Consider the following 9,957-nt stretch of genomic DNA (forward strand, 5'->3'; position numbering starts at 1 on the left):
CCGATCCATCCGGGGACGATGAGCACGTACCGCGACTTCGCACACCGCGGCTCCGCCCGCGCGACCGTCCTGCGTACCGTGGGAACCCGCGAAAGACGCTCCCACCTCACGGCGCCCCGCGTCCCCACGGTCGGCATCGACATCGGCGGGACCAAGGTGATGGCCGGCGTCGTGGACGCCGACGGCACGATCCTGGAGACCGTGCGCACCGAGACCCCGGACAAGTCCAAGAGCCCCAAGGTCGTCGAGGACACCATCGTCGAACTGGTCCTGGACCTCTCCGACCGGCACGACGTGCACGCCGTGGGCATCGGCGCGGCCGGCTGGGTGGACGCGGACCGCTCCAAGGTGCTGTTCGCCCCGCACCTGGCCTGGCGCGACGAACCCCTGCGCGACTCCCTGGCCTCCCGGCTCGTCGTCCCCGTCATGGTCGACAACGACGCCAACACCGCGGCCTGGGCCGAGTGGCGCTTCGGCGCCGGGCGCGGCGAGGACCACCTCGTGATGATCACGCTGGGCACCGGCATCGGCGGCGCCATCCTGGAGGACGGCCGGGTCAAGCGCGGCAAGTACGGCGTCGCCGGTGAGTTCGGCCATATGCAGGTCGTGCCCGGCGGCCACCGCTGCCCGTGCGGCAACCGGGGCTGCTGGGAGCAGTACAGCTCCGGCAACGCCCTCGTCCGCGAGGCGCGGGAGCTGGCCGCCGCCGACTCGCCGGTGGCCCACCAGATCATCGAGCGCGTCAAGGGCCACGTCCCCGACATCACCGGACCGCTCATCACCGAACTGGCCCGCGAGGGCGACGCGATGTGCGTCGAGCTGCTCCAGGACATCGGCCAGTGGCTCGGCGTCGGGCTGGCCAATCTGGCCGCCGCCCTGGACCCCTCCTGCTTCGTCATCGGCGGCGGTGTCAGCGCGGCCGACGATCTGCTGATCGGGCCGGCCAGGGACGCCTTCAAGCGCCACCTCACCGGGCGCGGCTACCGCCCCGAGGCCACGATCGCCAAGGCCCAGCTGGGCCCGGAGGCCGGTATGGTCGGCGCGGCGGACCTCGCCCGGCTGGTCGCCCGCCGCTTCCGCCGCACCAACCGCCGCCGCGTCGAGCGGTACGAGCGGTACGCGCAGATCTACGACCAGGCGGCGAGCACCCTCCGCAGCAACCGCAGCACCCGCACCTCTTAGGGACTCCCACACCGATGACCGCAGCCGAGCACCCCGTCCTGCCGCGCCAGTCCACGCCGCCGGACGAGGGCGGCGGACCGCAGCCCGAGACCCGCCGTCATCTGATCCGCCGCCGTCTGATCACGGCGACGATCATCGTGCTGCTGATCGGCATCCCGGCCGGCTATCTGCTGATCTCGGCGGGCCAGAGCCGCCGCTCCGGCCAGGACAAGGCCGCCGAGGCCGCCGCCCAGGGGCTGCGGCCCGGCTGGCCCTCGCGGATGCTGCGCCGCATCTTCGAGGTGCCGATCCCCGGTTACGCGACCGAGGTGGAGTACTACGAGACGAACAACTGGAAGGTCAGCCGGATGTACGTGCGTTTCCGCACGACGTCCAACGGCCTGGACGCCTTCCTGACCGACCTGGGCTCCGGCCGCGCCGCCCTGGAGCAGGGCAAGGTCACCATCGGCGAACGCGACACCCGCATCGCCGGCTGGTACTTCGGCGAGGGCGTCTCCTGGGCGGGCACCACCCACACCAACAAGGACCCGCGCCCCACGCAGGACATCACGGTGGACATGACGGACCCGAGTTCCCCCGTCGTCTACGTGGTCTCCGCCGCGACACCCTGACCCCGGCCGGGCGCCTCACGGAGCCGCTCCACGGGGGAACTCCGGGCCGGAGCGCTATCGGCTGATCAGGGTACTTATCGCACTTTCCCGAGTGTTACGCCGCATTTATCCCCAGAGCCATGGCATTTCTTAGGCGATCGATTGATCAGTACGACAATCATCCCGGCTCGAAGGAGTTCAGCATGCGCATGTCCGCTTCCCTCCGTTCCCGCAGTGCCCGCGCGGGCGCCGTCGCGGCCGCCGCGGTCGCCCTCGCCGCGGCCACGGTGGCCGGGGCGTCCGCCGCCTACGCCGCCCCCGGCGACAGCGGCGACATCGACATCCGTCCGGGCGGCTGGGCGGCCCGCGGCGGCGACGGCAACGAGGTCTGCAAGTTCGTCCTCCAGGCCAGCAACTTCGGCGACATGCCGGCCGTCCCGTGGACCATCACCGCGCAGCCGCCGACCGTTCCGCCGGGCGACACCCTGGCCAGCACCCTGCCCCTGGTCAACGGCTCGGCCCGCAGCCAGGAGTACCTGCTCCCCGAGGGCACGTACCAGCTGGTGTGGATCGTTCCGTCCGGCCCGAAGAACAAGGCGTTCAAGGTCGACTGCACCAAGCCGGCCACCAACAACGGCTCGCAGAACAACGAGCGCGGCTCGTCCGCCTCGGGCGCCGAGACCGACTACCGGCAGCCGTCCGGCGGGGTGCCGGCCGGTGGCGGCGGCGTCCCGGACATGGAGAGCGTCAGCTCCGAGAGCGACTTCAACATCGGCACCACCGCCGCCCTCGCGGCCGGGGCCGCCGGAGCCGCCGGGCTGATCATGGTCCGCCGAGCCGCACGCCGCCGTGCCCGCAACGAGGCATAACCCGCGCAGAAGACGCCGACGGGGCCCGAGCCGGGCGTGTCGTCTCACGATGACACTGTGTGTGACCTTCTCGCTGGTGAGCGGCATCGTCTGGGCGAGTTCCGACTCGCCCGACGATGCGGTCGCCGCCGCCCACGGCAACGACGCCGCGGGCGGCGGCGACCGGCCGGTCTCGCACGCCCCGCTGTCCCCGTCGCGGCCGGTGAAGATCGCGGTACCCGCCATCTTCATCGAGGCCCCGGTCACCGGCCTCGGGCTCGACAAGAAGGGACGCCTCGGCGCCCCGCCGATGAGCAGGCCCCGCGAAGTGGGCTGGTACCGCGACGGGCCCTCGCCCGGCGAGAAGGGCACCTCCCTGATCGTCGGCCACCGCGACACGGAGACCGGCCCCGCGATCTTCCTCAACCTGAACGCCCTGCACCGGGGCGACAAGGTCAAGGTCACCCGCGCCGACCGGCAGACCGCCGTCTTCACGGTCGACGCGGTCGAGACGTACAAGAAGGACACGTTCCCCGACGACAAGGTGTACGGCACCACCGGCCGCCCGGAGCTCAGGCTGATGACCTGCGGCGGGCGCTTCGACAAGAAGAACGGCTACTCCGCCAACGTCGTCGTCTTCGCCCATCTCACCTCCCTGAAGAAGCAGAAGGTCTGACGCGCCCGCGCCCGCGCCCCGCCCGCGCCCGCCCGGCCGGGCCGCCGCTCAGTCCGGGCCCGCCCCGACGCCACCGATCCGCCGGACCGCCACCGCCGCCCGGTGGCCGGGCGGGGCGGCGATGTCCGCGAGCAGCCAGCCGGCCGGGGCCGCCGGTACCGGGCCCGCGCCCACGTACTCCGTGGACGGATCGGCGCCCAGGCCGATGCCGAGGCCCTTCAGATACGCCTCCTTCCGCGTCCACACCCGGGCGAACGCGGCCGGCCGGGCCTCGGGCGCCAGCGCGGCCAGCTCCGCCGCCTCCAGCGGATGGACCACATCGGCGGCCTCGGTCAGCGTCTGCGCGCCCGGCACCGGCTCGACGTCCACGCCGACCGGCGCGGCGGCGACCGCGATCAGGCTCAGCCCCTCGCAGTGCGACAGCGAGAAGTGCAGCGGCTCGCCCGGCAGCACGGGCCGCCCGTGCGGCTCCCCGCAGCACGGACAGGGGGCCCGGACCACCGAGACCGTGCGGGGCGCGACGCCCAGATGGCTGCCGAGGACCCGGCGCAGCCCGACATGGGCGCACAGATACGTGGCGCGGTCGGTGGGGCGGCGGAACTCCTCGGCGCGCGCCAGCTCCGCCGGAGCCAGGACGAGCGGGGCGTAGCGGGCGGCGCTCTCCTCGTGCGCGGCGGTGGCCACCAGCCACAGGCGCGGACCGCCGGGCCCCGGTTCCGCCGGCGGGGGCAGCGCGGCGGGCAGCGGGGGGAGCGCGGTGGGCAGGAGCAGGGAGTCGAGAGCGGGTGACGGACTGGGTTCCAGCAGGGACATGTCTGCCTCACACGGCGGTTGCGGTGGGCTCGGGGGCGGCGGACGCCCCCGTCGCGGCGGGGGCCTTCCGCGTGATGGGCGCGCGCAGGGCGAGCGTCGCGGCGACGGGCGAGAACAGCGCGACACCCGCGCACAGCAGCCAGGTGCCGGTCACGCCCAGCGGGGCGGACAGCGAACTGAAGACGGCCAGGGACAGCGGCGCGGCCCCGATGCTGGAGAGCGAGAACGTCGACATCGCGGCGCCGAGCTTCCCCTCCGGCACGGCCTGCTGGTACGCGGTGACCAGCGCCGGGCCGTTCATCCCCGAGCAGAGGCCGACCGCGCCCGCCGTGACCGCGAGGACGGGCGGCGACGGCATCAGCGCCATGGCGCCCAGGCCCACCGCCAGCCCGGTGCCGGTGACGACGAGCTTCACCGGGACCGGGATGCGGTGCGCGAGCGCGGCCCCGGCCGCCGCCGACACCAGGGCCCCGACACTGAACGCCGACAGCGCCGCCGCGACCGCCCCGATGCCCCAGCCCTCGCCGGAGGCACGCAGCGGCAGCGCGACCTCGGCCGGCCACAGGAACGCGAAGTCCATGCAGAAGCAGGCGATGAACATCCAGCGCAGCCGGGGATGGCCGCCCAGCAGCAGGAGCCCGTCACCGGAGCGCCGGAACAGCGACGGGCCGGGACCGTCGCCGCGTTCGGGCCGGCCCATGCCGCGCGTCACATGGAACGCGCAGACCAGCCAGACGGCGCAGCCGGCCGCCGACACCAGCATGGCCCCGGACAGTCCGCCCGCCACGACCAGCCAGGCTCCCAGCGGTGATCCGGCGATCGGCGCCAGCCGCATCACCATGGCGAACAGCGAGTTGGCGCGGCCCAGATGCTCCTGCGGCGCCAGCCGGGTGAGCAGCACGCCCGACGCCGGCCCGGTCAGGCCGAGGAGCGAGCCCTCGACCACGGCGACCGCGACCAGCGGCCAGAGACTGTCGGCGCCCGCCGTGATCAGGGCACCGACGGCCAGGACGGCGAGCCGGGTCGCGGTCGCCCGGAGCACGACCGCGCGCGGGCCGAGCGTGTCGGCGAGCGCGCCGCCGAACAGCAGCATCAGGGCGCGCGGCAGCGTGGAGGCGAGGATCACGCAGGTGACCGCGGACCGGCCGCCCAACTGCACGGCGGTCCAGTTCATGGCGATGATCAGGGCGAAGCTGCCGCACTGCACGGCGGCCTGCCCGGTGACGAAACTGCCGATGCGCCGCCAGTCGGGCGCCGGCCCCGCCTCGGGCGACGGGGCGGTGGAATGCGTAGTCATGGGACTCGACTTCCTGGGGGAGTGGGCTCGAAGTGGTGGGAAGGGCTTCCTGCGGGCGGGACTCTCGGACATCCCCTAGCGGTGGCGCCCCGCCGGGACGTGTACGGCGGTGGTCTCGCCGCGCAGTGCCGCCGCGACGGCCAGTGCGGCGGCGCGCACCACCGCCCGGCGCAGGGCCCGCCCGGCGCGCTCGCCGCGGACGCGGCCCCGGGTACGCAGTTCCAGGCAGCCGCCGAGATAGCCCCGGCCCGCCTCGGCGAGGGCCCGTTGGGCGCCCAGCCGGGCGGCGTCCGCGAGCGGGCCCCGGTCCTCCGCGCCGGGCGGACCCGTGCCGGGCGACGTGACGGTGACACCGGGCGCCTCCCGGACCAGGAAGCGGGCCCGTACGGCATCGCGCCGCAGCCCGTCCCGGACCGGGGCGCCCATGGCCGCGCGGCCACGGCGCGGGCGGGCGTTCACGGGGTGGCTCCCACCGCGGCCGGGCCCGCCGGCAGCGGGGCCGCGCCGGGCCACCACAGGTCGTCCGGGGCCAGCGCCGCCACCGCGTACTTGCCCAACGCGCTTGTCAGCAACCGCAGTTCGAGGGCGATGCTGTCGGCGAGGCGGATCAGACCGTGCTCCGGGTCCTCGTCCACCGCGATCAGGGCGGCCCTGCCGAGACCGGCCGCCCCGGCCCCCAGCGCGAGGGTGCGCAGCACACGTCCGCCCTCCCACATCCGGCCACTGGCGAGCAGACAGCCCTCGGGCCGGCCCACACGGCGCAGGCACTCCGCGAGCGGCAGGCCGACCTGGTCGAGGAAGACGCGGGGCGCCCAGCCCGTGCCGCCCTCCGCGCCGTCCACGGTGACGGCGTCCGCCCCCGCGCCCCACGCGGTGCGCGCGGCGTCCCCGATGTCACGACCCGGATGGAACTTCACCCATGTACGGGCCCTGGGGAAGTTGTTCCGCATGAACCGCAGTTGCTGGCGCAGGATCTCGTCCGTGAACGTGCCGGGCGTGGCACAGCGCAGCCGCCGGCCGTCGCCCTCGCCGAACACCTCGGTGACCGTGAACCGGGCCGCCAGCTGCTCCGCCTCCTCGCCGGAGACGACGGTCATGCCGCCGAGGCCGGGTTTCGCGCCCTGACCGGTCTTCAACTCGAAGCCCAGACGCCCCGATTCGAGGAGCGGCCGGGTGGCGGGGTCGCTGTAGAGGAGGTTCCAGACCTCCGAGTCGGCGTCCTCGGTGGACTGCTGGACGACGATGCCGCCGACCCCCTCGGGCGCCGCTTCGAGATACGCGTCGATACGGGCCAGGAGCGCGGAGCGGGCGCTGTCCCCGCCGCGCCGGTAGCCGTGGACGGGGACCATGTTCTCGCCGATGACCATCGGGATGCCGAGGCGGCCGGCCTGCCTGGACGCCTGGACGGCGAGGTCGCCGCTGCCCGCCCGGGTCGAGCCGAAGGCCGACAGGTACAGCGGGAGCGCGGCGGTGAACCCGCCGACCCGGGCCGTCAGGTCCACATCGCCGGACTCCGGCTCGCGGGCCAGGTCGATGAGCTTCTCCAGCCGCTCCGGCATGAAGACCGGCGGTACGATCCTGGCCCGGTCCAGCGCGTCGCCGCCGGCCGTATCGCCGGGGCCGAACAGTTCGGCACCGTACGAGCCGGGGTCGGGGAACACTTCGGCGGTGCCGCGCCGGGCGCGGGCGCGGATCTCGCGCTCGGGGAAGCCGGCCGCGCCGAGGGCGCTCACGGGGCCACCACGCCGGGGAGCTTCGGGTAGGCGCTGACCTGCCACAGGGCGTCGAGGCCGGTGAGGAAGCGGACGAGCCGCTGGAGGCCCATGCCGAAGCCGGCGCTGGCCGGGATGCCCTCGCGGGCCTCCTTGAGGTACCAGGCGTACTTGGCCGGGTTCTCGCCGCTCTCCCGCATCCGGGTGACGATGGTCGCGTAGTCGGACTCGCGCTCGCTGCCGGAGACCAGCTCGCCGTAGCCGTGCGGGGCGATGAGGTCGAAGTTGCGCAGCACGCCGGGGCGTTCGGGGTCCTCGCGATCGTAGAAGCCGCGCGAGCCCTTGGGATAGTCGTTGATGAAGAACGGCCGGTCGCTCTCCAGCGAGAGGAGGCGCTCACCGGTCCAGTCGATCTCGCTGCCGGGGTTCTGCGGATGCCCGGCGGCCTGCAGCCGGGCGACGGCCTCCTGATGGGTGCACACGTCGTACTTGCCGCCGCGCACATCCGCGAAGTCGGCCTCCTGGCGGCCCAGTCCGGTGAGCAGATCGGGCACGGCGCTCCACACGTGCTCGGCGACGCGCGTGAGCAGCCCGGCGGCGACCTCCTGGGCGTCCTCGCGGCTCGCGTCGGCGATCTCGACGTCGATCTGGTGGAACTCGACGAGATGGCGCCCGGTGGTGGCGGTCTCCTCCGGCTCCACCCGGACGTTGGGCGCGATGTAGAACAGCTTCGGGAAGCCGTGCAGCGACGCCTGCTTGTAGAGGATGGCGCTGGTCATCAGCTTGTACGGGCGCCCGTAGTAGTCGACGTCCAGGGCCTTCGCGCCCCGGCCGCCCGGATCGGTGACGGGCCCCACCAGCGGGGGCAGCAGCTCGACGAAGCCGGACTCCCGCAGATGGTCGCGGGCCGCCCGCAGCGCCTCCTGCTGGACGAGCATGGCGGCGCGCAACTGCGGGGAGCGCAGGTGCTCACCGAGCGGGGGCGGCAGCGCGGGGCCTGCGGGCTGCGGGGCGTGGTCCATGACGGGCTCCTGTTCGTGGTGGCGGTGCGACGGGACGGCGGGGGCGGTCGGCCGGTGGACGGGTACGGGGTCGGGCGGTGGTCTGTCGTAGCGGTCGGCCATGTGGTGCAGCGCGGTGAGCAGGCCGTTCGCGGTGAGCGGCGCGGCACCGGACGGGGCGTCGGGGCGGATCGGCATCGCGCCCGTGTCCGACCAGCGCAGCCGCCCGTCCGCGCCGATGACGCTGCGGGAGCGGCCGGCGTTGTCGGGGTGCAGGCAGAACGGCACGTCCAGCAGCCCGCGTGCGAAGGCGGCGGGCAGCGCGCGGGCCAGCTCGGGGCACACCCCGAGGACGGCCTCCACCAGCGTCCGGGCCTCCAGGTAGACCTCCGAGTCGTCCGGGCCGCCCGGCTCCGGCGGACCGGCGAGCGCGGCGGCCGCGGCGGCGGTCTCCAGAGCGCGGACGTTCTCCCCGACGGTCGGGATACGGCGTGACTCGGCGGTCGTCTTCACCAGGAGCCGGTCCGCCCCGGCCCGGACCGCCAGCCGCGCGGACGCTTCGAGCAGCCGGGTCGCGCCGCGTTCGGTGCGCGGGTAGACGCCCATGTAGGTGTAGAGGACGACATGGTGGTCCACGCCCGCGGGCAGGAACTCGGCGGCCAGCCGGCGCAGCGCCCGTATCGCCTCCTCGTCCTGGCCCGGATCGGTCTGCTGCGCGTAGCTCAGCGAAACGCTGCGCAGGCCGTGCTGGGCGAAGAACAGGCACTCCAGCAGGCTCGTCGCGACGAGCAGACCGGGCGGGCAGAGCTGGCCGAGCAGACAGCCGCCGAAGCTCTCCAGATGCGGGACGGAGCCGGGGCGCGCGCTCGCGGCGAGCAGTTCGCACCCCTGCGCCCAGGCGGCGACGGACTCGCGCAGCGGGGTGCGGCCGTAGGGCAGGCAGTAGGAGACCGGCCCGCCCTCGGTGGCGTCCAGGCCGGCGGCGACCAGGGCCCGGATGATGGCCTGCGGCCGGGCGGAGCCGTGCCGGACCTGGACGGGGAAGCCGGCGTCGTGGACGCCGTCGAGCAGGGCGCGGGTGACGGCGAGCGGATGCGCGGCGATCGGGTAGCCGTTGAGCCCGGCCCCCTCCGCGAGCGCGGCGCGTGCCCCGGCGAGGTCACCGACGCGGGTGTAGCTGTCGATGGTGAGGGTGCCCGCGGTGGTCGCGGTGGCGTTTCTGGTCCGCTCCAGTCCGGCGCGCATGGTGCGCGGGTCGGCGAAGCCCATGCGGGGCTGGACGACCAGCCGTCCGGAGGCGGCGGCGTCCGCGACGAACGCGCCGAAGGGGCGGGGGGCGCCGGCGGTGAGGATGCGGGGAGCGCCGACGGCTGCGGGGCGGGGGGTGTCGGCGGGGGTCATGCCACCACCCGGTGCGCGGCGAGGAAGACGCACAGGGCCTCCAGGTCGGCGGCCCCGTCGCCCAGGACGGCGTCGCAGCCCGCCGCGCGCAGCCGGTCCGCCTCCGCCTCGCCGGAGCCGCCGGCGGTGCCCAGCTTGCCGCCGACCGCCACCGGCAGCGCGGCCAGCTCCGGTTCGGCGCGCAGCGCGCGCACGGCGGCGAGGGCGTCGCGGTGGCCGTGGCCGTTGACGCTGCTGAGCACGACCGCGTCGGGGGCATGCCGGCGACAGGCGGCCGTGAGCAGCCGGGGACTCACACAGGGGCCCAGCGCGACGACGTCGTGCCCCCGCTCCTCCAGGAACAGCCCGAGATAGACGAGATTCCAGGTGTGGGAGTCCGAAGCGGTTCCGCTCAGGAGTATCTTCATGCCTTCGATGCTATGTGCGGAAATGTTTTC

Annotated in this window: 10 protein-coding genes; 4 read left to right on the plus strand and 6 right to left on the minus strand. The window is 74.6% G+C overall.

Annotated elements, in window-relative coordinates; all coding sequences use genetic code 11:
* The first annotated feature begins 18 nt into the window (after positions 1–18).
* The 4 genes from OG710_RS25610 to OG710_RS25625 all read left to right on the plus strand — a co-directional run bounded on the left by OG710_RS25610 (position 19) and on the right by OG710_RS25625 (position 3,296).
* Entirely contained in the window at positions 19–1,182 is a 1,164-nt protein-coding gene (locus tag OG710_RS25610) for an ROK family glucokinase (protein WP_330241422.1), read from the plus strand.
* A gap of 14 nt (positions 1,183–1,196) precedes the next feature.
* Entirely contained in the window at positions 1,197–1,793 is a 597-nt protein-coding gene (locus tag OG710_RS25615) for a hypothetical protein (RefSeq protein WP_330241423.1), read from the plus strand.
* A 182-nt stretch (positions 1,794–1,975) separates the two neighbouring features.
* On the plus strand, positions 1,976–2,641 hold the full coding sequence (locus OG710_RS25620) for a hypothetical protein (protein ID WP_330241424.1): 666 nt from the start codon (positions 1,976–1,978) through the stop codon (positions 2,639–2,641).
* 49 nt (positions 2,642–2,690) lie between these two features.
* A complete protein-coding gene (locus tag OG710_RS25625) occupies positions 2,691–3,296 on the plus strand; it encodes a class F sortase (RefSeq protein ID WP_111339040.1) in 606 nt (201 codons plus the stop codon).
* A 48-nt stretch (positions 3,297–3,344) separates the two neighbouring features.
* On the opposite strand, the gene OG710_RS25630 is transcribed toward OG710_RS25625, so the two are convergent.
* The 6 genes from OG710_RS25630 to OG710_RS25655 all read right to left on the minus strand — a co-directional run bounded on the left by OG710_RS25630 (position 3,345) and on the right by OG710_RS25655 (position 9,927).
* Positions 3,345–4,109: a 4'-phosphopantetheinyl transferase family protein gene (locus tag OG710_RS25630; protein ID WP_111339041.1), complete on the minus strand. Its 765-nt coding sequence runs from the start codon at positions 4,107–4,109 to the stop codon at positions 3,345–3,347.
* Between the two features lie 7 nt (positions 4,110–4,116).
* On the minus strand, positions 4,117–5,406 hold the full coding sequence (locus tag OG710_RS25635) for an MFS transporter (protein WP_111339042.1): 1,290 nt from the start codon (positions 5,404–5,406) through the stop codon (positions 4,117–4,119).
* A 75-nt stretch (positions 5,407–5,481) separates the two neighbouring features.
* The gene (locus tag OG710_RS25640) at positions 5,482–5,865 is read right to left on the minus strand and encodes a hypothetical protein (protein ID WP_330241425.1); all 384 of its coding nucleotides are present in this window, start codon (positions 5,863–5,865) and stop codon (positions 5,482–5,484) included.
* A complete protein-coding gene (locus tag OG710_RS25645) occupies positions 5,862–7,139 on the minus strand; it encodes a glutamate synthase-related protein (protein ID WP_330241426.1) in 1,278 nt (425 codons plus the stop codon). The genes OG710_RS25640 and OG710_RS25645 overlap by 4 nt, the downstream gene beginning before the upstream one ends.
* Positions 7,136–9,520, minus strand: a complete 2,385-nt coding sequence (locus OG710_RS25650; protein WP_330241427.1) for an amino acid--tRNA ligase-related protein — start codon at positions 9,518–9,520, stop codon at positions 7,136–7,138. The genes OG710_RS25645 and OG710_RS25650 overlap by 4 nt, the downstream gene beginning before the upstream one ends.
* Positions 9,517–9,927: a cobalamin B12-binding domain-containing protein gene (locus OG710_RS25655; RefSeq protein ID WP_330241428.1), complete on the minus strand. Its 411-nt coding sequence runs from the start codon at positions 9,925–9,927 to the stop codon at positions 9,517–9,519. Before OG710_RS25655 ends, OG710_RS25650 begins: the two co-directional genes overlap by 4 nt.
* Positions 9,928–9,957: the final 30 nt, after the last annotated feature.

The organism is Streptomyces sp. NBC_00525, assembly GCF_036346595.1.
Taxonomy (GTDB): Bacteria; Actinomycetota; Actinomycetes; order Streptomycetales; family Streptomycetaceae; genus Streptomyces.

Coding starts and splice junctions, on each gene's coding strand:
- OG710_RS25610 (WP_330241422.1), top strand. CDS start 19: ATGAGCACGTACCGCGACTTCGCACACCGCGGCTCCGCCCGCGCGACC.
- OG710_RS25615 (WP_330241423.1), top strand. CDS start 1,197: ATGACCGCAGCCGAGCACCCCGTCCTGCCGCGCCAGTCCACGCCGCCG.
- OG710_RS25620 (WP_330241424.1), top strand. CDS start 1,976: ATGCGCATGTCCGCTTCCCTCCGTTCCCGCAGTGCCCGCGCGGGCGCC.
- OG710_RS25625 (WP_111339040.1), top strand. CDS start 2,691: ATGACACTGTGTGTGACCTTCTCGCTGGTGAGCGGCATCGTCTGGGCG.
- OG710_RS25630 (WP_111339041.1), bottom strand. CDS start 4,109: ATGTCCCTGCTGGAACCCAGTCCGTCACCCGCTCTCGACTCCCTGCTC.
- OG710_RS25635 (WP_111339042.1), bottom strand. CDS start 5,406: ATGACTACGCATTCCACCGCCCCGTCGCCCGAGGCGGGGCCGGCGCCC.
- OG710_RS25650 (WP_330241427.1), bottom strand. CDS start 9,520: ATGACCCCCGCCGACACCCCCCGCCCCGCAGCCGTCGGCGCTCCCCGC.
- OG710_RS25655 (WP_330241428.1), bottom strand. CDS start 9,927: ATGAAGATACTCCTGAGCGGAACCGCTTCGGACTCCCACACCTGGAAT.